The organism is Ornithinimicrobium carbonis (assembly GCF_977012275.1).
Genome location: NZ_OZ348993.1, coordinates 2760614 through 2782100, shown reverse-complemented (window position 1 = coordinate 2782100; position 21487 = coordinate 2760614). Strand labels below are relative to the sequence as shown.

17 protein-coding genes are annotated in these 21487 nt (G+C 70.2%); 9 read left to right on the top strand and 8 right to left on the bottom strand.

Translation table 11 applies throughout. The features are described from left to right. Nucleotides 1-11: 11 nt before the first annotated feature. From ACWHYA_RS12760 to ACWHYA_RS12750, 3 genes are all read right to left on the bottom strand, one after another. Entirely contained in the window at nt 12-530 is a 519-nt protein-coding gene (locus tag ACWHYA_RS12760) for a hypothetical protein (RefSeq protein WP_431472915.1), read from the bottom strand. Nucleotides 531-987: 457 nt separating this feature from the next. Beyond that, entirely contained in the window at nt 988-2043 is a 1056-nt protein-coding gene (locus ACWHYA_RS12755; protein WP_448095599.1) for a thermonuclease family protein, read from the bottom strand. Nucleotides 2044-2854: 811 nt separating this feature from the next. Then, the gene (locus ACWHYA_RS12750) at nt 2855-3193 is read right to left on the bottom strand and encodes a hypothetical protein (protein WP_425943866.1); all 339 of its coding nucleotides are present in this window, start codon (nt 3191-3193) and stop codon (nt 2855-2857) included. 379 nt (nt 3194-3572) lie between these two features. Between ACWHYA_RS12750 and ACWHYA_RS12745 the strand changes: the two genes are divergently transcribed. The 8 genes from ACWHYA_RS12745 (at nt 3573) to ACWHYA_RS12710 (ending at nt 16042) form a co-directional block, all read left to right on the top strand. Then, the gene (locus tag ACWHYA_RS12745; RefSeq protein ID WP_425943864.1) at nt 3573-4643 is read left to right on the top strand and encodes a tyrosine-type recombinase/integrase; all 1071 of its coding nucleotides are present in this window, start codon (nt 3573-3575) and stop codon (nt 4641-4643) included. Beyond that, nucleotides 4640-4975, top strand: coding sequence for a helix-turn-helix domain-containing protein (locus tag ACWHYA_RS12740; protein WP_425943863.1), 336 nt, complete (start codon nt 4640-4642; stop codon nt 4973-4975). Before ACWHYA_RS12745 ends, ACWHYA_RS12740 begins: the two co-directional genes overlap by 4 nt. Then, on the top strand, nt 4972-6441 hold the full coding sequence (locus ACWHYA_RS12735; RefSeq protein WP_425943861.1) for a hypothetical protein: 1470 nt from the start codon (nt 4972-4974) through the stop codon (nt 6439-6441). Before ACWHYA_RS12740 ends, ACWHYA_RS12735 begins: the two co-directional genes overlap by 4 nt. Nucleotides 6442-6502: 61 nt before the next feature. After that, a complete protein-coding gene (gene cmtR / locus ACWHYA_RS12730) occupies nt 6503-6853 on the top strand; it encodes a Cd(II)/Pb(II)-sensing metalloregulatory transcriptional regulator CmtR (protein WP_425943859.1) in 351 nt (116 codons plus the stop codon). After that, a complete protein-coding gene (locus ACWHYA_RS12725) occupies nt 6850-7446 on the top strand; it encodes a cadmium resistance transporter (protein ID WP_299520917.1) in 597 nt (198 codons plus the stop codon). The genes cmtR and ACWHYA_RS12725 overlap by 4 nt, the downstream gene beginning before the upstream one ends. A gap of 293 nt (nt 7447-7739) precedes the next feature. Then, nucleotides 7740-13460 (top strand): MobF family relaxase, encoded by a 5721-nt coding sequence (gene mobF, locus ACWHYA_RS12720; RefSeq protein ID WP_425943856.1) that lies wholly within the window; start codon nt 7740-7742, stop codon nt 13458-13460. Nucleotides 13461-13592: 132 nt separating this feature from the next. Then, on the top strand, nt 13593-14762 hold the full coding sequence (locus ACWHYA_RS12715) for a tyrosine-type recombinase/integrase (protein ID WP_425943854.1): 1170 nt from the start codon (nt 13593-13595) through the stop codon (nt 14760-14762). Then, entirely contained in the window at nt 14759-16042 is a 1284-nt protein-coding gene (locus ACWHYA_RS12710; RefSeq protein WP_425943852.1) for a tyrosine-type recombinase/integrase, read from the top strand. Before ACWHYA_RS12715 ends, ACWHYA_RS12710 begins: the two co-directional genes overlap by 4 nt. 73 nt (nt 16043-16115) lie before the next feature. Here ACWHYA_RS12710 and ACWHYA_RS12705 read toward each other — a convergent pair whose 3' ends face one another. From ACWHYA_RS12705 to ACWHYA_RS12690, 4 genes are all read right to left on the bottom strand, one after another. Beyond that, nucleotides 16116-16523 (bottom strand): orotate phosphoribosyltransferase, encoded by a 408-nt coding sequence (locus ACWHYA_RS12705; RefSeq protein WP_425943850.1) that lies wholly within the window; start codon nt 16521-16523, stop codon nt 16116-16118. Further along, complete coding sequence (locus ACWHYA_RS12700) at nt 16505-16651, bottom strand: hypothetical protein (RefSeq protein WP_425943848.1); 147 nt, start codon at nt 16649-16651, stop codon at nt 16505-16507. Before ACWHYA_RS12700 ends, ACWHYA_RS12705 begins: the two co-directional genes overlap by 19 nt. 65 nt (nt 16652-16716) lie before the next feature. Continuing rightward, nucleotides 16717-17265 carry a GNAT family N-acetyltransferase gene (locus ACWHYA_RS12695; protein ID WP_425943846.1) on the bottom strand — a complete coding sequence of 183 codons (549 nt, stop codon included), beginning with the start codon at nt 17263-17265 and terminating at the stop codon, nt 16717-16719. Nucleotides 17266-17342: 77 nt separating this feature from the next. Beyond that, nucleotides 17343-17801, bottom strand: a complete 459-nt coding sequence (locus ACWHYA_RS12690; RefSeq protein WP_425943844.1) for a GNAT family acetyltransferase — start codon at nt 17799-17801, stop codon at nt 17343-17345. Between the two features lie 175 nt (nt 17802-17976). Here ACWHYA_RS12690 and ACWHYA_RS12685 point away from each other — a divergent pair, with 175 nt between their 5' ends. Further along, nucleotides 17977-19344, top strand: a complete 1368-nt coding sequence (locus ACWHYA_RS12685; RefSeq protein WP_425943842.1) for an IS1380 family transposase — start codon at nt 17977-17979, stop codon at nt 19342-19344. A 337-nt stretch (nt 19345-19681) separates the two neighbouring features. On the opposite strand, the gene ACWHYA_RS12680 is transcribed toward ACWHYA_RS12685, so the two are convergent. Beyond that, a complete protein-coding gene (locus ACWHYA_RS12680) occupies nt 19682-21463 on the bottom strand; it encodes an NAD-dependent malic enzyme (RefSeq protein WP_425943840.1) in 1782 nt (593 codons plus the stop codon). Nucleotides 21464-21487: the final 24 nt, after the last annotated feature.

Genomic DNA, 21487 nt, shown 5'->3' with positions numbered 1-21487 from the left:
CTGGGCCCGCCCTACGCGACCCGCGCGGAAATGCCCGCCAACGGTGCGTATACATGCCCGTGACAGGCGCCCTCTCCGCCCCCGAACGCTACCTCTGGCACCTGATATCCACTGAAGCTAGGCGGATCGATGTAGATGCACTTGACCTGACCGGTGTGGGACCCGAGCAGGTGCTTCAGTGCGTCCAGATTGTCACCCACTAGATACAGATTCTCCCGCCGGGAGTATGCCTCCTCGGTGTTGTGCTCGAGGTCGGGGACGAGCACCGTCTCGGTCTTCGTGGAGGTGAGGAAGTTCGCGTACGCCTTTCTGAGGAATTTGAGTTCGTAGCCCTCTCGGGCAAGGCCCACGTCACCACAGGCAAGCACCTCCTGAAGCCGGTCAAGCATGAAACTCTCGTCCTTGGCGAAGTACCCCTGTAGGGCGGCGAGGAGCCGTGCGATCTCGAAGTCGTTCGGGCCAACCGCGTCGTTGGCCTCGTGGGCGTCCCTGATCATTGGTCCCCCGTCGTGTCGACCGTGCGTCGTCATGTGGTTGGCGTACCACGCCGGGCACGTAATGTTAGTCCGTCCAACCCGTGAGCCAGGCACCAGGCGCTCGTCATGATCCGCTGCTTACCATCAGGCACGCACCCCGAGCGATTCCGATTCGGAGCGCTCCCGCCCGCTGTGCACTTGCTCGATGCTGCCCTCCGTCGGACGAAGCACTCCCGCGGGCCCTACCGTTCGAGGCCACCTGAGCACATGCCCTGCCTCTCCCCCCGCAGCCGCCTCCAGTTACACGCATCCCCTCCGCAGCCTGGCCCGAATCGGACACCATCTCCGATCGTCGGCGCCACCATCAGCGATGATCGGTCTCGGTCTCACGGCGCTCTCACGGCCGCCGGTGCCGGTGCCACTTGTTTGTTGGGGGTGCCCGTGGCAGCGCGCGCACGACCCGTCCTGGAGGCCGCGCACGGCTCCCTCCCGAGCTAGCCGGCCGGGTCGGTCAGCGTTCGCAGACGATCCCGTCGCTGTCGGCGTCGCGGTACCAGTGGTACTCCGGGTCCACGCCGACGACGTACGGCCCGTACCCGTTGGCGATCGCCTCCTTGCAGGTGCCGAACTGGGGATCGGTGCCTCCCCCGGCCGGTGGCTGGGGGACGAACGGCTGCGGTTGCGGTGCTGGCTCGGGCGCGGGTGGGGGCGCAGCTGGGGCGGGGCAGGAGTAGGCCTGCGGGCTGGCGGCGTCGGCGGCGACGTACTCCGCCTCGCGGTGGTGCCACCCGTAGCCGTCGCGGGAGTCGTACCGGGCGATGGCCAGGCCCTCCTGGATCAGCGTCAGGCCCACGTCGCGTCCGTCCACGTCCAAGTAGCGGATCAGCCGCCCGTACCGGTCGATGCTGTCCGCGCCCGCCTTGACCAGGACCGCCTCACGGTCCCGGGCCAGCTCCATCATCCGGGCACCGGCCTCCTCGTACCCGCACTCCCCACGCTCGGGGGTGTCGATCCCGGCGATCCTGATGCGGGCACCGGTGGACACGTCTACGGTGTCCCCGTCCACGATGGCCACGACCGTCGCGAGCTCTCCCGCGGCGGCCTTCTCCTCAGCGGCCTTCTTCTCTGCCTCCTCGGCCGCCTCCTTCTCCGCGGCCTCCTCAGCCGACTTCTTCTCTGCGGCCTCCTCAGCCGCCTTCTTCTCCTCAGCCGCCTTCTTCTCCGCGGCCTCCTGGGCGGCCTCCTCCTGCGCAGCCCGCTTCTCGGCGGCGATGCGCTTGCCCTCCTCGGCGCGTGCCTCGGCACGCTCGGCCCGCCTGGCGTCGGCCGCCTCCCTCTCCGCAGCCTGATCCGCGGCCTCGTCGTCGGCAGGCTCCTCCGGCGTCGTCGGCACCGGCTCCTCGGCAGGAACCTCCCGTGTCGCGGCAGGGACGGGCGCGGAGGACACCGCCGCCGGGTCCGACTCCTCCACCCCGACCATGGCCACGACGGACACCGTCAGAAGAACCAGTCCCCCGATGAACGACGCTACGGCGATCAGCACACCGATCAGAGCGGCACGAACCATTCCTTCTCCCCATTTGCCTGCTTCTCTGCAGGACGTCTCCGGCCGGCGGGTGCCCACTCAGGACCCCGCCCCATGAAACCCTGCGCCGAGGCACGTGATGACACGCACCCCTCGGCAAGTTCTGGACGGCTATGACGTTACCCCGCACCTCCGACAGGCATGAAGGCTGCGTCATCGTGGTCCTCCAGGTTTCGGTGCCTGCGGCTCCACGACCCGGTGGCAGGCTTCCAGGCACGCGTCGACGTCGTCGAGCAGACCGAACGTCGCCAGCAGGTGGGCGCAGACCGTGCCGGGAAACCACCCGATGTCCCCTCCGGGTCAGTGCCCGGGAGCGAGCGTCAGATGGGACACACGCCCCGGACTGATGCCTGCCGCCTTGGCCACCACCGAGGGCCTCACGCCTGCCTTCACAGCAGCTCGCACGGCCCGGTCACGAGCTTCACGAGCACGCCTCTCCTCGAGCACAGCCCGCTCCAAAGCAGCCGCTGCATCCTCGACCGCTTCAAGCTTCATCCGCTCGTGCGCGGCCGTCGCCCCAATGTCCACCCTTGGTCCCTCCACCGTCGTCGTTCCCGACCGCCAAGGATGCCGGACAGCGAAGACGACCGCGTGAAGGTATCCACAGCCCGGGCTATCCGGCGACGGCGAGCAGGGAGACCAGCAGGGTCTCGCTGATCAACCAGAACGCCACGGCCAGGCCGGTGACCGCAACAGCAGGGGCCAGACACATGGGCACTCCCCACGGTCCCGGTGCACCTTGCCGTCGATAGACACGGGCAATGGAGGCGCCGCGGCCCGCCGGAGAGCCGGTTCACCCCTCTCGTGCCCCGTTGGCCTCGCCTCCGCGCATGGCCTTCTCGACTGGGCGGCGCATCATCCGCAGGGCCTCCCTCGATGTCAGGCCCTGCACGCCGCACCACCTCAAGGCGTCTCGGACGCTGAGTCGCTCGTCCTGAACCATCGTGCGCAGTGCCTCACCTGCGCGTCGTTCGTGATCGGCCACCGCGGCGTCGCGGCGCGCCAGCTCGACGGCGACCGTCTCCCCTGCTCGGGCCAACCGCTTCTCCCGCGCGGCACGCTCGGCCCGAACCCTCGCCCTGGCCTCCCTGGCCGCACGCCGTGCCTCCTGCGCCGCTGCCTGATTCGCCATCTGCGATCACACCCTTCCTCGAATCGACGTTCCACATCCCACAGGCACTGCCCAGGACCGCCCCGGCTCCAGCGATCCTCGAGTGATCTCGCGACCCGAGGACGTCGAGCACCACCGTCCCCACCCATTCCCGCTGCGCTCAACTCCCACACACCTCTTGCATCCACGGGCAAAGCGAGCATTATCGCGTCAGAAGTCACACCCACTGGGTGGTCTGCGGATTAGTAGGGACGCCGACGTCCCCACGCGAGTTCGTTGACCAGGGACGTCCTACTAGGTGTAACGTCAGGAGCAACAATATGGCTTCTGCGGCAACGACGGATCGGCGGTCCTGATGGTCGGCATACCCGGATCAGCTGGGCTCGTCCTGATCGCCGGCGTGGCTCATCTGAACGAGGAGAGCGCCGTCTTCGAGGCGATGCTGACCGGGTGGGGACGCCAGCAGGCCTCCCGGCTGCTGGGTGAGAAGACCATCGGCGACCGGGTCCGGGTGGTCCGTCGGTTCACCGAGTTCGCCGAGTCCTACCCGTGGGCGTGGGGCCCTGGGGACGTGGAGGACTTCACCGTCTCCCTGGCCAGCGGGGACGGTCGGCGGTCACCCTCGACGATCCGCGGGTACCACCTGGCGCTGCGGATGTTCTGCGACTACCTGACCGACGCCCGGTACGAGTGGCCCCGTCAGTGTCGCGACCGGTTCGGCTCTGTGCCCTCGCAGGTGTGCCACGAGTGGAACACGGTGGCGCACCTGAACGAGTACGAGGGCCGCCCGGCACGACGGCCGCTGACGTACGCCGAGCTGCAGGATCTCTTCGACCACCTGGACGCCCAGGTCGAACGGGCCGCGTCCTCGGGCCGCAAGGGAGCGTTGAGCGCGTTGCGCGACGCGCAGGTCTTCAAGACCGCCTACGCGTTCGGCCTGCGCCGCAACGAGCTGTGCCGCCTGGACGTGGCCGACCTGCGGCCCAACCCGCACGTGCCCCGGTGGGGTACCTACGGCTCGGTGCACGTCCGCTACGGCAAGGCCGTTCGCGGCGGTACCCCGCGGCGCCGCACGGTCCTGGCGGTGCCCGAGTTCGACTGGGCCATCGAGGGGATGCGCCAGTGGGTCGAGCAGGCAAGGCCGCTGTTCGGCGTGCCTGGCCACCCGGCCCTGTGGGTGACCGAGCGGCTCTCCCGGGTCTCGTTGCGCCACTTCGACGCCCGCTTCGCCACGGTCCGCAACCAGGCGGGCCTGGACCCGGCGCTGTCGCTGCACTGCCTGCGCCACTCCTACGTCACCCACCTGGTCGAGTTCGGCTACCCCGAACGGTTCGTCCAGGAACAGGTCGGGCACGCCTACGCCTCGACCACCGCGATCTACGCCTCGGTCAGCAACGACTTTAAGGACAAGACGCTCAAGGCCGCGCTGGCCCGCGTCTACGCACCCACCGATCAGGAGGACCAGGGATGACCGTCCGCACCGTGATGGGGTGGAACCTGCGCCAGGTGATGGCCACCCACGGCATGTACCAGACCTCCGAGCTCGTCCCGCTGCTGGCCGAGCGCGGGGTCCACCTGTCCCGCGAGCACGTCTACCGGCTGGTGGCCCGGACCCCGCAACGGCTGAACATGGAGGTCCTCGCTGCGCTGTGCGACATCCTGGACTGCGAACCCAACGACCTGCTGGTCCCCACCGTCGTCGAGGACCAGACCGCCAAGACAGGGACCGGGGACCGCGGTCCAGGGATCGGTGACCTGCGCCCGATCCGTGCCCGGGTCCGCCGCCCGCCCGAGGACGGATGAGCCCAAGGGCGCGGCTGCCGCGCCAGGACTGCGCGCACTGCGGGCGCCACGACCGGTGCACCCGGGTCGTCCTGGAGGAGGCGGTCTGCCAGCGCTGCACCCTGCGCTTCGCCCGGACAGCCCAGCCCTGCCCCGGTTGCGCGAACATCAGGGTGCTGGCCTTCTACGACGACCGGCGCCGGCCGGCGTGCGCGGCCTGCACCGGCAACGAGGCCGTCTACGCCTGCACCGCCTGCGGACGGGAGGACTCCCCGTGGGGCCGGCTGTGCGGGCACTGCGCCCTGAAGGAGAAGGCCACCGCGCTGCTGTCCGGCCCCGATGGCGGCATCAACCCGCGACTGCGGCCGGTGTACGAAGCCCTGATCTCGGGCCCGCGACCACAGAGCACCCTGTACTGGTTCACCCGCTCCACCGGCCCGGCCACCCTGGGCGCGATGGCCCGCGGCGAGCTCGACATCTCCCACGCGACCTTCGAGGCCATGCCCGCGAGCAGGACGAACAGCTACCTGCGCGACCTGCTCACCGCCCTGGGCGTCCTGCCGCCCTTCCACGCCGAGCTCGAGCGGGTCAGCCCGTGGCTGGCGGAGCTGCTGAGCACCCTGCCGGCCGGGCAGTCCGAGGTCCTGGCCCGGTTCGCCCGCTGGCAGGTGCTGAGCAGGCTGCGCCGCCAGGAGCATCACGGGACCCTCACCCACGGCGCGATCTCCGCCGCGCGGGCCACCATCGTCGTCACCGCCCGCTTCATGGACTGGCTCACCAAGGACGGCACCGACCTGACCGACATCGACCAGGACGACCTGGACCGGTACGCGCAGCAGCACCGCGCCCGCGCCCTCGCGCTGCGACCGTTCCTGGCCTGGTGTGCCCGCACCGGCCTCGGAGGGGATCTGTCCGTGGCCACCCGCCCCACCACCCAGCCCGCCGTCACCCTCTCCGACGAGGACAGGTGGTCGCACGTCCAGCTGCTCCTGCACGACGACACGATCCGCCTCTACGCCCGCGTCGCCGGCCTGTTCGTCCTGCTCTACGCCCAACCCCTGGCCCGGGTCGCCCGCATGCGCGCCGACCAGATCACCGTTGACGCCGTCGGCGTCACCACGGCCACGTTCGACACCTTCCCCGTCGAGCTGCCGGGCCCGCTCGACCGCCTCGTCCGCACCCACCTGACCTGTCGCGGGCAGGCCTCCTACGTCAGCCGTCCCGACACCTGGCTCTTCCCCGGCGGCATCCCCGGCAAGCACCTGGCCACCGAGAACGTCCGCGCCCAGCTCGTCGAACGCGGCATCCAGCCCATGGCAGCCCGCAACGCCGCCATGTTCCAGCTTGCCGCGAGCATGCCCACCCCGATCCTGGCAGAGGTGCTCGGCCTGGCACCCAACACCGCGACCCGGTGGGCCGCACTGGCCGCACGAGACTGGAGCACCTACACCGCCCAACGCGAGGCCCACCTCCGACGCCGAAGCTGACGACTTCGCTTGCACGCCCGACCCGACGGGTCGGTTCAGCAAACACTGTATAGTTCAGCGCATGCTGACTACTCCCTCCAGGCTGGACGCGATGCACCGGATCGGCCGGGCTCTGGCAGATCCGACGCGGGCTCGGATCCTGCTGTCGCTGCTCGAACAACCTGCCTATCCCGCTGGACTCGCCGAGGACCTCGGCCTGACGCGGCCCAACGTGTCCAACCACCTGACCTGCCTGCGCGACTGCGGCATCGTCGTGGCCGAACCGCAGGGACGACACACCCTCTACGCGATCGCCGACCCCCACCTCACCAACGCGCTGCTCGCGTTGGTCGAGGTGACCCTCGCCGTGAACGAGGACGCCCCGTGCCTGGATCCGCAGTGCCCCGTCGCCGGTTGCGAGGTCAGCCGGTGACCGCCACCACGGTGCTGCAGGCGATCGGGCTGTTCATGGCCACCAACATCGACGACATCATCATTCTTTCCCTGTTCTTCGCCCGAGGCGCCGGCCAACGAGGCACCACCACCCGGATCGCGCTGGGGCAGTACCTGGGGTTCGTCGGGATCCTCGGTGCTGCGCTGCTGGTCGCCTGGGGAGCCGGGCTGGTCCTGCCGTCCAGCGCCATTCCCTACTTCGGGCTCATCCCCCTGGCGCTCGGTATCTGGGCGGCGTGGCAGGCATGGCGAGGCGACGGTGACGACGACGACGAGAAGGTCGAGGGCAAGAAGGTCGGCATCTTGACTGTCGCCGCGGTCACCTTCGCCAACGGCGGAGACAACATCGGCGTCTACGTCCCGGTGTTCCTGAACGTCAGCACGGCAACCGTGGTCATCTTCTGCGTCGTGTTCCTGCTGCTCGTCGGCGTCCTGGTCCTCCTCGCCAGGTATGTCGCCACCCGCAGGCCTATCGCCGAGGTGCTTGAGCGGTGGGAACACGTGCTCTTCCCAATCGTCCTGATCGGCCTCGGCATAGCCATCCTCGTCAGCGGCGGCGCATTCGGACTCTGACAACCCGCACCCTACGAAGCGCCAAGCGGCGGAGCGTGACGCCTCCCATTCCGAAGGCCTGCCCTGCGGGGCACCGCATGCTTCCGACCAGCTATAGCGACTGGTTCGAATAGGGCTGTCCACCAGTAAAGGGCCGCGAATCGCACCTGGGTTGACCACGTCCCCACCGGCGTTTTCGGTCCGAGATCGCCCGTCCGACGGGATTCGTCCCGGTACATGCAAGCCGACTACGAGCCCCCGTACTGGTCCAGTCTGCGGACCCCGATCGCACCCCCTTGCTGCCTTCGGGAAGCGTGACGGTCTCCATCCACAAGCTGACCGCCGGATCGGGGTATGACTACCTGACCCGGCAGGTCGCCCGGCAGGACGCCACCGAGGTCGGCCACAGCGGGCTGGGCAGCTACTACACCGCTAAGGGCGAGGCTCCGGGGGTGTGGGTCGGCGCCGGCATGGCCGGGATCGCCGGCCTGGCCGCCGGCGAGGAGGTCACCGCCGAGCACATGACCCGCCTGTTCGGCACCGGGGAGCACCCGCTGGGTGATGAGTCCGGGCAGAGCCTGGGCCGTCCGTTCCGGGTGTACACAGGACGGGACGACGTGACCCCGTTCCGGATCGAGGTGGCACGCCGGTTCGAGAAGCACAACAAGGCTCTCGGGCTACCGGTGGACCACCCGATCCCGGTGGAGGAACGCGCGAGCATCCGCACCCAGGTCGCCCTGGAGATGTTCCGCACCGAGCACGGCCGCGACCCGTTCGACGAGCGGGAGCTGGCCGGGCTCATCGCCAAGCAGTCCCGACCACGGACCACCGCCGTGGCCGGGTTCGACCTGACCTTCTCCCCCGTGAAGTCGGTCTCCACCCTGTGGGCCGTGGCCGACCGCCCCCTGGCCCTGAGCATCGAGGCCGCCCACCAGGCGGCTGTCCGCGACGCCCTGGGCTACATCGAGAAGCACGCCCTGTTCACCCGCACCGGTAAGGACGGCGTGCAGCAGGTCGACGTGCGCGGCATGGTCGCCGCGGCGTTCACCCACCGCGACTCCCGCGCCGGGGACCCGGACCTGCACACCCACGTCGCCGTGGCGAACAAGGTGCAGACCGCCAAGGACGGGCGGTGGCTCTCCGTCGACGGGCGCACCCTGTTCAAGGCGATGGTCTCCGCCTCCGAGGCGTACAACACGGCCCTGGAGAAGCACCTGCGACCGCTGGGGATCACCTTCGCCGCGCGTGCAGTTCGCAGTGATGCGCACAGGCGGCCGGTGCGCGAGATCGTCGGTGTCGACGACCGGCTCAACCAGGCGTGGTCGACCCGGCGGGTGAGCATCCAGGCGCGGCGCAGCGAGCTGGCGCAGGCATTCCAGGCACAGCACGGTCGACCGCCCACCCCGGTGGAATCCATCCAGCTGGCGCAGCAGGCCACCCTGGAAACCCGCGACGCCAAGCACGAACCCCGCTCCGAGGCGCAGCAGCGGCAGACATGGCGGGCCGAAGCCCTGGCCGTCCTCGGGGACCAGGACGGGCTGGCCTCGATGGTCGACGCGGCCCTGTCCGGTGCTCACACCCACGGGCTCGGCGAGCGGGTCGACGAGGCGTGGGTGGAGCGGACCGCAGCCCGCGTGGTCGACACCGTGCAAGGGTCCCGGTCCACCTGGCAGGTGTGGCACGTGCGGGCCGAGGCCCAGCGTCGCGTCCGCGCCGCCGACGTCCCACTGGAGCGGGTCGAGGACCTGGTCGAGCAACTCACGCACGCAGCGCTGTCACGCAGCAAGGCGATGAACTCGGCCAAGGCCGATCCCATCGTCGAACCGGAACCGTTGCGCCGGGCCGACGGCGCGAGCGTCTACACCGTCGCCGGGTCACAGTTGTTCACCTCCACCGCGGTCCTGGAGGCCGAACGACGGCTGGTCACCGCTGCCGGGGCCACGGACGGGCGCCGCGCCTGCGAGCAGGACGTGGACGTGGCCCTGCTGGAATCGGTCGCCAACGGGGTACACCTCAACGCCGGGCAGGCCGCCCTGGTCAAGGGCATGGCGACGTCAGGGGCGCGGCTTCAGCTGGCGATCGCTCCCGCAGGGTCGGGCAAGACCACCGCCATGCGGGCCCTGGCCCGGGCCTGGGAGTCCTCCGGCGGGACCGTCGTCGGACTCGCCCCGTCCGCAGCCGCCGCCGCGGTGCTGCGGGACAACGCCGACACCCAGGCCGACACCCTGGCCAAGCTGGTCTGGCACCTGGAGCACGACCCCGAACAGCTCCCCGCCTGGGCCACGGACATCGACGAACGGGCCCTGGTGGTCATCGACGAGGCCGGGATGGTCGACACCCTTTCCCTGGACAAGGCAGTGGCGTTCATCACCTCCCGGGGCGCCTCGGTCCGGCTGGTCGGGGACGACCAGCAGCTGGCCGCGGTAGGCGCCGGAGGGGTGCTGCGCGACATCCGCGCCACCCACGGTGCCCTGCACCTGACCGAACTGATGCGCTTCACCGGAGCCGCCGAAGGCGGCGCCTCCCTCGAGCTGCGCGACGGTCGACCCTCCGCGCTGGGGTTCTACCTCGACGCCGGGCGAGTGCACGTCGGTGACCTGGCCACCATGACCGAGGACGTCTTCGGTGCCTGGTCCGCCGACCGGGCCAACGGCAAGGACGCGATCATGCTCGCCCCCACCCGGGATCTTGTCGCCGAGCTCAACCAGCGCGCCCGCGACCACCGCCTGGACGGAGCCCCCCGCCCCACTGACGAGGTCGCCCTGTCCGACGGCAACCACGCCTCGGTCGGGGACACCGTCATCACACGCCGCAACGACCGGCGCCTGCAGACCGCACCGACCGACTGGGTGAAGAACGGTGACCGGTGGACCGTCCTGGACACCACCGGCGCCGGCGCCCTGGTCGTGCAGCACACCCACACCGGCCGCAAGATCACCCTGCCGGCCGACTACGTCGCCGCCAACGTCGAGCTCGGGTACGCCTCCACCGTGCACACCGCCCAAGGGGTGTCGGTCGACGTCACCCACGGCCTGGCCACCGGCCAGGAGTCCCGCCAGCAGCTCTACACGATGATGACCCGCGGCCGGGACGCCAACCACGTCTACCTGGAGGTCGTCGGCACCGGCGACGAGCACGACGCCGCCAAGCCGGACACGGTCCACCCGCGCACCGCCACCGACATGCTCGAGACCATCCTGGCCCGGGACGAGGCCCCCGCCTCGGCCTCCACCATGCTGCGGCAGGCCGACGACCCGGCCGTCCTGCTCGGCCAGGCCACCGCCCGGTACGTCGACGCGCTCTACACCGCCGCCGCCACCACGGTCGGCACCGAGCGCCTCCAGCGCCTCGACGAGGCCGCCGACCGTCTCGTCCCCGGCATGACCGACGCGGCGGCGTGGCCGACCCTGCGGGCACACCTGACCCTCATCGCCGCCGGCGGAGGCGACCCGGTGCAGGCGCTGACCGGCGCGGTCACCGCCCGGGAGGTCGACACCGCCGCCGACCCCGCCGCCACGGTCGACTGGCGCCTGGACGACACCGGGATGCGCAACACCTCCACCGGGCCGCTGCCGTGGATCCCCGGCATCCCCACCACCCTCGCCGACCACCCGACCTGGGGGCCCTACCTGGCCGCCCGCGCCCAGCGCGTCACCGACCTCGCCACCGAGGTCGCCGAGCACGCGCTCACCGCACCCACCCCCGAGTGGGCGGCACAAGGCACGGCTCGCCCGGCCGATGACGTGCTCGCAGCTGTCGCCGTCTGGCGGGCCGCGAACCAGGTCGAGGCCAACGACCTGCGCCCCACCGGCCCGGCCCACGCCTCCAAGGCAGCAGCGACCTACCAACGCCAGCTGCGGGCCCAGATCCAGGGCGACCGCTCCCCCGCCCTGGCCGAGTGGGGTCCGCTGCTGTCCGAGGTCGCCCCGGGGGCGGTCAGGGACGCCTTCGCACCGGTCCTGGCCGAGCGCCTGGCCGCCGCCACCCGAGCCGGGATCGACGCCGCTGCCCTGGTCCGCGACGCCGCCGGCACCCGGCCCCTGCCGGACGACCACGCCGCGGCCGCGCTGTGGTGGCGCGTCGCGCAGCACCTGACCCCGGCCGTGGACAGCACCGCCGGACCCGACCAGCTCCTGTCCACCGCATGGGTGCCGACCCTGACCAGCACGCTCGGGGACGACCGGGCCCAGGCGATGCAGGCCAGCACCTGGTGGCCGGCGCTGGTCACCACCGTCGACCACGCACTGCAACGCGGCTGGTCCCTGGCCGACCTCGCAGCCACCGCACCCGCACCCGGCGCCGATGTCGACGACGCCGCGGCCATGACCTGGACCATCAGCACCCTCCTGGACGACCCGACCCACCTGCACCACGCCGCCGGCCCCCACGAGGAGGACCTCGAGCTGGCCGCTGTCGACCCGCACCCGGTCTCGGTGCAGGCCACCGACGCCGAGTACCGCGACCACCTCGACACGCTCACCGCCTCCCCCGCCACCGACCAGACGGACCGGGACGACGACCTCGACCTCGCACAGGTGAACGCCGGGCTTGCCCTGGCCGCGCAGTACCGCCGGCTCATGGGACCGCTGGACCCGACCGACACCGACCTGCAGCGGGCCTACGACCGCGCGGTGCAGGCGCAGGATTCACCCGTCCCGGTGCAGCGGCTGGCGCAGGTCAACGCGATGGCGCTGCACTACTACGAGCAGCAGCTGACCGCCGGTGGCTGGGCACGCGCCTACCTGACCGACCGGTTCGGCCAGGACGTCGCCGGCCACCCGCACGTGCGCCCCGGATACGCCCCGACCGGGTGGACCCGGCTGACCGACCACCTTCGCAGCCAAGGCGTCACCGACACCGAGATACAGACCACCGGGCTGGCCACCACCACCAAAGACGGCCGCCTCATCGACCGCCTCCGCGACCGCGCCGTCTTCCCCATCACCGACACCAACGGGCAGGTCCTCGGGTTCGTCGGCCGCCGCAACCCCTCCATCACCGATGACACCCCGCACGCCGGCCCGAAGTACCTCAACACCCCCACCACCCCCCTGTTCTCCAAGGGCCACCAGCTCTACGGCGCCGACGCCAACCTCCTGGCGACCGGGGCCACCCCGGTGCTCGTCGAGGGCCCGATGGACGCCCACGCCATCACCCTCGCCACCCACGGCCGGTACGTCGGCCTCGCTCCGCTGGGCACCGCCCTCACCGACGACCAGGCCGCGCAGCTGGCCCAGCTCGGCGGCCCGGTCATCGTGGCCACCGACGCCGACCTGGCCGGTCGCATGGCCGCCGAACGGGCCCACTGGCTCCTCGCCCAGCACAACGTCCCCACCTTCCACACGCCCCTGCCCGAGGGAACCGACCCCGCAGCCATGCTCCACGACCAGGGCGCCGACGCTGTGACCGGCGCGCTCCTCGGCTCATCCCCCCTGTCCGAGGTCCTGCTGGAGGAGCGGCTGACCAACCTGCCCGCCGACGAGGCGCTCGAGCCGGCGGCCCGGGTCCTGGCCACCGCCGACCCGTCCAGCTGGGACCGCACCTGCACCGAGATCGCCGACCGGCTCGGCACCGACGAGGCGACCACCCGCCGGGCCCTGCACCAGGCCGTCCGCGCCTGGCACGACGACCCCCACGCGGTCGCCACCCGACAGCTGGACAACACCCGCGACGTGCGAGCCCGGCTCGAAGCGGCCGCCCGTCAGGCCCCAGACCAGCGGTGGGCTACCCTCGCCGACCGCCTCGACACCCGACTCACCGTCCAGGAGGACTGGCCGGCCCTGGCTCACGTCATGCAGCACCTGCACGACGAAGGCCACGACGTACAGGCTCTTGCCCAGGCAAGTATCACCGACGAGCCCCTGGTGTCCTCCCGCCCTGCGCAGGCGCTGCGCTACCGCCTCGCCGTCATCGCTCCCCCCACGGCCAGCACACCCCCGCCAAGGGACGCGGCACCCGCAATGCCTGCACGTCCAGAGACCGAGCGGGCTGCCGCCAAAATGCCTTCTCGCCGTCCCGCGGGTCCCGGACGATGACCCCCGATGCCCCAAGTGGTTCGGCGCGCTTCGAGAGGCTCGTGACAGACCGGATCCGCTTGATATGTGGGTGATCTTCGGATCGCCGGCGCCTGTACTTTGCAGGTGTCCGTCTCGCTGAGGAGGCGCTGTATGTCAGCTCTGTCGTTGAGGTTCGTGCCGGCCGACGAGCGGTTGCCGAGTTCGGCCCCGGCCAGGTTCGACGAGCCGTTGCTGGATGACTTCGTGGATTTCCTGGCGGGCAGGTCGCGACCGAACTCCGTGCTCGCCGCGATCTATGACCTGAAGGTCTTCTTCACCGTGGTGGACAAGCCGGTCGCGCAGGTCACGAGCAGGGACGTGCTCGCGTTCATTACCGCCCAACGGGCCGGGCTGAAGAAGTTGCCGACGATCGGCCCGGTGCTGCCGGTGGTCGGGGTCGACGGCTCGCCCGCCTCGGGCGGGGTGTCCTTGCGGACGGTCCGGCGGCGCCTGTCGACGATCAGCGCGCTGTACGCCTTCCTGAGCGTGCGCGGTGATGTGGCCCGCAACCCGGTACCGCGGGGGCTGCCGACCCGGCGCGAACGCAACCGTCCCCGTCAGGGTGTGCCTTTGGTGCGGGCACCTCGGACGCTGCCGCGGATCCTGGCACCGGTGGAGGTCGACGCCCTCGTCGCGGCGCTGCGTACCCACCGGGACCGGGCCATGGTCGCGGCGATGCTGCTGGGCGGGCTGCGCCGCTGCGAGGTCCTGGGCCTGCGGCTGGAGGACCTGCGACCCGGTGAGCGGCGTGTGTTCGTGGCCGACGGCAAGGGCGGGCACCAGCGGTACGTGCCGATCGCGCCCGCGTTCTTCGTCCACCTCGCCGCCTACCTGAACACCGAACGGCCCGCCGAGGCCGGCACGGGCCAGGACGACGGCGGCACCGACCGCGTCTTCGTCTGCCTCAAACGGCCCCGGCGCGGACACCCGTTGAGCGCGGACGGCCTGGACGAGATCCTCGAGGGCGCCCGGCGCCGTGCCGGGCTGGACCGGGCGACCTGTCACCAGCTGCGCCACACCTGCCTGACCCGGCTGCGGACCGCGGGCATGCCGCTGGAAGCGGTGCAGGCACAGGCCGGGCACGCCTCGATCGAGTCCACCCGGATCTACCTGCACCTGGGCCAGGACTGGCTCGCCACCCAGTACCGCACCGCCTCGGAGGTCATCGACGCGCAGGTCTTCGCCATCGACCCACCGCTGTCACCACCACCGACCCCGGTCCGGGTCTTCACCAGCATCTCCGGCCGTCCCGGACCTGCGCTGCCCGGGGGGTCCTCATGAGGCGCGGACGCCGGCGGCTGCGCCCGCCCAACCCGTACGCGGCGATCCCGTTCGCGACCTGGGAGCAGCTGACCGAGGCCGTCCCGGACATCGTCGACGTCATGGTCCGCTACCTCGAGCAGATCGCCTGCATCCTGCGCCCGGGCAGCGTGCACAACACCGACCAGTGCTTGCGGGCCTTCGCGACCTACCTGATCCAGTGCCACCCGCAGGTGCGCACGGTCGCGGCGATCGGCCGTCCCCAGATCGAAGGCTACAAACCCTGGCTGCTGGCCCGCCCGGGACAGAACAAACCGACCCTGGCCCCGGCCACCAGCGCCCACCGGCTCGGGGTGCTGCGGATGTTCTTCATGCGCATCGACGAGTGGGGATGGCCCGAGGCCCCGTCCCGGGTGCCGATGTTCCACGGCGACATCCCCGTCCAGGACCACGCCCTGCCCAAGGCCCTGGACGACCCCTCCGCCTCCGCGCTGCTGCGCGCCGCCCAGGCCGACAGACGCCAGCTCATCGGCCTGACCGTGGAGGTCCTGCTGCGCACCGGCCTGCGCGTCGGGGAGTACTGCTCCCTGAGGTCCGACGCCGTCGTCCTCATCGGAGACACCTACTGGCTCCACGTGCCGGTCGGCAAGCTCCACGAGGACCGCTACCTGCCCCTGCACCCCCACCTGGTCGAGCTCATCGGCGCCTACCGGGCCGCGCACGTCACCCCTGGGCACGAGCTGCTCATCCCCTACGAGAACGGCCGCCAGCTCGACCGGCACGCCGTCACCCGGTTCATCAACAAGGCCGGCGCGGCCGCCGGGCTGGGCCACATCAACCCGCACCGACTACGGCACACCCTGGCCACCCAGGCCATCAACCGAGGCATGTCGCTGGAGGCGATCGCCGCGATGCTCGGCCACAAGTCCCTGGACATGACCCTGGTCTACGCCAAGATCGCCAACCGCACCGTCGCCCAGGAGTACTTCGCCGTCGCCGCCAAGGTCGACGCCCTCTACGCCCACCCCGCCAGGCTCCCGGCCGAGGACCTCGGACCCAACATGGCCCGCCTCAACCGCGAGCACCACCGCCTCCTGGGCAACGGCTACTGCACCCGCCCCACGGTCATGGACTGCGAGTACGAGAGCATCTGCGAGTCCTGCACCTTCTTCCAGACCACCATCGCGTTCCGCCCCGCACTCCTCGCCCAACGCGCCGACGCCTGCGCCAAGGGACAGACCCGCCGCGCCGCGATCTACGACCAGCTCATCACCAGCCTCGACACCACCGAGGCCTCTTGACAACGATCACCCACATAACGCCGATGTGCGGATGTTGACCGAAGCCACTCTGAACCGCCGGATCCTCGGATACTTAGCGAGTTCTAGCGGCGTCGAGATCTGCCTTAGTCAGGACCGAGATGGTGCTCAGGCCGATCTCGTGGAGTGCGTTCTGGCCGGGCTCGGAGCGGTCGATCACGCACACCACATCCTGGACCGCCCCGCCGAGCTCGCGCAGTGACACAGCGGCTTTCCGGACAGCTCCGCCGGTGGTAATGATGTCTTCGATCAAGGTCACCCGCCGGCCTGCGAAGTCGCCACCCTCGGCGATCTTGCAGGTGCCGTAGGTCTTGGCTTCCTTGCGAATGAAGATGACTGGGAGCCCGGTCAGAGCGCTGAGCCGGGTAGCGATCGGGATGCCACCCAGCTCGAGCCCCCCGAGCACTTCCGTGTCGCCAGGCAGGAAAGTCGCCATGGCTTCGGTCACTCTGCCCAGCAGCACGGGTCGGTCTCGAAACGGTACTTGTCGAAGTACTCGGGCGAGGTGAGTCCGCTGCGCAGCGTGAATTCTCCCTGGATGCGGCATACGGCGTCGATGGCGGCGGCCAGCTCACGGGCATCGGTCCTCATGGACCCTGATCCTGCCATCGCCCCAATCCACACCACTGGCCCCGGTGCGCACGCGCCCGAGGGATCTACGTTGATGGGTCGTCGGAGTCAAGCCGGCTGAAGACGACCAGGTCGACAGGCCCTGCGTGTGTTATCCCCGCCTGCCGCAAGACCCCTTCCTCGGTGAATCCGGCCGCCCGTGCCGTGCACAGAGAGGCGTCGTTGCCGGCGGCGGCCCGTAGCTCGATCCGTTTCATGCCCTGTGCCAGCGCCCACGTCGACAAGAGCTGGGTGCACCGGGCGGCCAGACCCTGACCGCGCCCCCAGGGGGCGACCATGTAACTGATCTCAACCGACGGCACTCTCCAGTCGGCCTTGCGGAGGTCGATCGTTCCATGGAAGCGGCCCCCAACGGTGATGGCACGGACGAGCCCTGCTCCCGACTCCAGCTGCGCAGGCGCCCACTCCTCGATGAACCAGCGTGCATGGGCGTCCAGGTACGGGCTGGGCAGCGGCAGCCAGCGCTGAACATCAGGGTCGTTGCAGGTCTGGACGAGGTCACCGACATCGTCAGCCCGTAGACCGCGAAGAACAAAACCCCCGCCCGGCACCTCCACGTCGTCAAATCCGCCCATGGACGTAGCCTCCCAGACACGCGCACATTTGCCGCTGGTCGCTTCTGGTGGCCGGGCTTCGTCCTTGCCCTGCGGTCCTAGCGGAATCGCTCCGACGAGTTCTGTTCACGTAGCGCTTGTAGCTCCTCGTCGAGGAATCGACCAAGGACAGCGACCCGTTGATCCACATAGCCCAGCCGTTCGTAGAACTTGATGACGGCAGTGTTGTCAGCACGCACCATGAGCTGCAGCTTTGGTATGCCCTGCTCGCGTGGCCATGACTCAGCAGCGTTCATCAGGGCACGCCCAATCCCGGCTTCACGATGGCCGGGCTGGACGGCCAGGTAGTACACCCAGCCACGATGACCGTCCTGCCCCGCCATCACCGTGCCGAGAAGCTGCCCGTCCGTCACCGCCGCGAGAACCGTGGACGACGGGCCCTCGAGGGCACGCCCCAGATCGGCGCCTGGATCGTTCCACGGACGGGTCAGTCCGCAGTCGCGCCACAGCTGTACCGCATCGTGTTCCAGCTCGGACGGGAGAGGAGTGATCAGCATGCGGTTGAGTCTCTCTTACAGGCCGAGTCGCGAACGCGCGGTACTGCCGCACTGAGCCTCGATCCGCCGATGTGATTGGTGACCAAGCCGGGTCGTAACGCACGAATGCCCCTGTGACCTGGGGCGATGGGACTTGCGACAGTTCCATTCGACCAGATAACAGGAGCACCCGATAGTGCGAGTCTGCCACAACATCTCCGCCGTTTTCGATGACCCGAACCTGATCGGCACCGCCGGGTTGGTCCCGGTGATGGGCCTGGCCGAGAAGGCCGGGCTGCCCGACCTGGTCGCCGGGCACGTCACCGTGGCCGGCTCGGCCGGCGCCAACGCCGACCTCAAGATCGGCTCGCTGGTCGCGGGCATGATCGCCGGCGCGGACAGCATCCAGGACATGGACCTGGTGCGCCACGGCGGGATGGGTCGGGTCTTCACCGGGCACCGGGCCCCGACCACGCTAGGCACCCACCTGCGCGCTTACACCTTCGGCCACCTCCGCCAGCTGGACGCCGTCGCCTCCCGTGTCCTGGTGAACCTGGCCGCCATCGTCCCGGGCCTGCTGGCCGGTGCCCAGGCGGTCGCCTACCTCGACGTCGACGACACGATCCGCGCCACCCACGGCTACGCCAAGCAGGGCACCGGGTACGGCTACACCGGCATCAAGGGCCTGAACGTGCAGGTCGCGACCCTGTCCACCCCCACCAGCGCACCGGTGCTCGCAGCCACGAGGCTGCGCAAGGGCAACAGCTCCTCCGCGCACGGCGCGCCACGGCTGATCGGTGACGCGCTGGCCACGGCGAGAAAGGCCGGCGCGACCGGTTCGGTCACGGTGCGCGCGGACTCCGCCTACTACAACCACGCCGTGGTCGCCGCGGCCCGCCGGGCCAAGGCGAGGTTCTCCCTGACCGCCCGGATGGACCCGGCCGTGACCGCGGCGATCTCCCGCATCCCCGAGCAGGCGTGGGTGGACATCAGGTACACCGACGCGATCTGGGACGAACAAGAGCAACGGTGGATCTCCGATGCGCAGGTCGCCGAGATCTCCTACACCGCGTTCACCTCCCGCAAGAAGTCCGAGCACGTCACCGCCCGACTGATCGTGCGCCGCGTCAAGCGCCTCAACCCCCAGGCCGTCAGGGCCGGGCAGGACGAGCTGTTCGCGACCTACCGTCACCACGCCGTGTTCACCGACTCCCCGCTGACCATGCTCGAGGCCGAGGCCTCCCACCGCGACCACGCGATCGTCGAGCAGGTCATCGCAGACCTGAAGGCAGGTCCGCTCGCCCACGCACCATCAGGGTCCTTCTGCGCCAACGGTGCCTGGACCGTGCTGGCCGCGATCGCGTTCAACCTGACCCGCGCCGCCGGCGTCCTGGCCTCGGCCGCCCACGCCCGAGCCCGCCCGGCCACGATCCGGGACCAGCTGATCAAGATCCCCGCCCGCATCGCTAACCGCGCCAGGCGACTCCACCTGCACCTGCCCACGAACTGGCCCTGGCAGGACGCCTGGCAAGGCCTCTTCAACACCGCCTACGCCCCCTCCTGACCCCCGCTCTCTGCCCCTTCGAGGAACAACCCACGTGGAAAAGCCGGGCAGACCGGCGAACTCCCCCTGCCCCGAACCCGGACCCACCCCTCCTGCCGCCCTCCAACATCCCGGACGACGCTCACAAAACCCGCTCGGCGGATCGAGGCTCAGAGGGAGCACGGCTAGTCTCGGCCGGCACCCGGTCGTGCCGCGTGCAGGGCGCGCCGTGTAGTGCGCATTCGTCCTTCCCATCTCGCATGGAGCCTGGCACCTTCGGCGAAGGGGCCGTCTCGGTGTCCTGTCGAGCGGCCGGCTTACGGACCGTTCGGAGAACCACCGCGTGCTTTGCGCAACGTCACTCCGGCTGTGCGGGGTCGTCCGAGTCCTCCGTATGCGCAGCGCCGGTGTGCCGGGCCGACTGCACGTCCGTCCGGTCGACGACTTCGACCGTGGGGTAGTTCGGCACCCACATCAGGTCGTGGATGTCCTGGATGGGGTTGGTCAGCGTGCGGCGGGCGATGCCATCCTCCTGCGCGGCCTGCGCGACGCGCACCGCCACCGCCGCCGAAACGGCGCGCAACTGCCGCATCGAGGGCAGGACCGCACTGCCCGGCCGCCGGGCGGTGGTCATCTCAGCCACCGCCTGGGCGGCGGCGGTGATCATCCTGTCGCTCACCGCGCTCGCGCGGGCGGCAACGGTGCCTAAGCCGATCCCGGGGAAGACCAGCGCGTTGTTGGCCTGGGCGATCTCATAGGTGACCCCATCATGGACCACCGGGGCGAAGGGCGAGCCGGTCGCGATGAGGGCCTGCCCGTCGGTCCAGGACAGCAGGTCCTCCGGCAGCGCCTCGGCCTTGGACGTCGGGTTGGACAGCGGCATGATCACCGGTCGCTCGCAGGAGTCGGTCATCAGCCGCACGATCTCCTCGGTAAACGCCCCGGCCTGCGCCGAGGTGCCGATGAGGATGGTCGGTCTGACGTTCCGGACGACGTCCGCCAAGTCGTAGCGGCCCGCCGCGGTGACCCAGTGGTCGACCTCACCGGCCGGGCGGGCATACCGCTCCTGGAAGTTTCGCATGGGGTGCCCGGTGCGCAGGAGCCCTCGGCTGCCGAGGCCCCAGAATCGCCGTTCCGCCTCCTCGCGGCTCAGGCCCTCGGAGACCATGATGTCGCGCATCAGGTCCGCAATACCGATGCCGGCGGTGCCCGCCCCGTGCACCACGACACGCTGTTCGCTGAGCAGCTTACCCTTGGTGCGGACCGCCCCGAGCGCTGCGGCGGCGACCACCGCGGCTGTGCCCTGGATGTCGTCGTTGAAGGAGCAGTGCTCCTCGCGGTAGGTTTCCAGCAGCCGGTGCGCGTTGTCGGCACCGAAGTCCTCCCAGTGCAACAGCGACGCCGGGAAGTGCTCCTTGACTTTCGCAACGAACAGGGCGAGGAAGTCGTCATACCGCTGCCCCCGGACCCGTGCGTACCGGCCCCCCAAGTAGGCGGGGTCGTTCAGCAGCCGGGGGTTGTCCGTGCCGACGTCCAGCACGACCGGCATGGCCCGCAGTGGGTGGATGCCGGCCGCGGTCGTGTAGACGGCTAGCTTGCCCACAGCGATCCGGATGCCTCCGACGCCCTGGTCTCCGATACCGAGGATGCCCTCGGAGTCGGTCACCACGACGAGGTCTACGTCGTCGGCGCCCTGGCCGTTGGCCCGGAAGGCGTCGTCGATGCCGGCCGGGTCCTCGATGGACAGGTAGATCCCGCGCGGACGGTCGAAGGTGGAGCTGAACTGCTGGATGGCGAGGCCGACCGTGGGGGTGTAGATAATCGGCAGCATCTCGTCGATGTGCTCGGCCACGAGCCGGTAGAACAGGATCTCGTTGAGGTCCTGTAACTGATTGAGGAACACGTACTTGCTGAGCGCGTCAGGCTGGCTGGAGAACTGCTGGTAGACCCGCTTGAGCTGCTCGTTCATGCTGTTGACGGCTGGCGGCAGCAGGCCGGTAAGGCCCAGCGCCCGCCGCTGCTCGAGCGTATAACCAGGTCCGAAGTTCAGCATCGGGCGCGCCAGCACCTGGCGGCCGCGCACGGCGATCTGGACGGTCTCGCGGCCGTCGACGGTGCGGTACTGGTACTGGCGCCCCATGTTCAGACCGCCATGAATACTGTC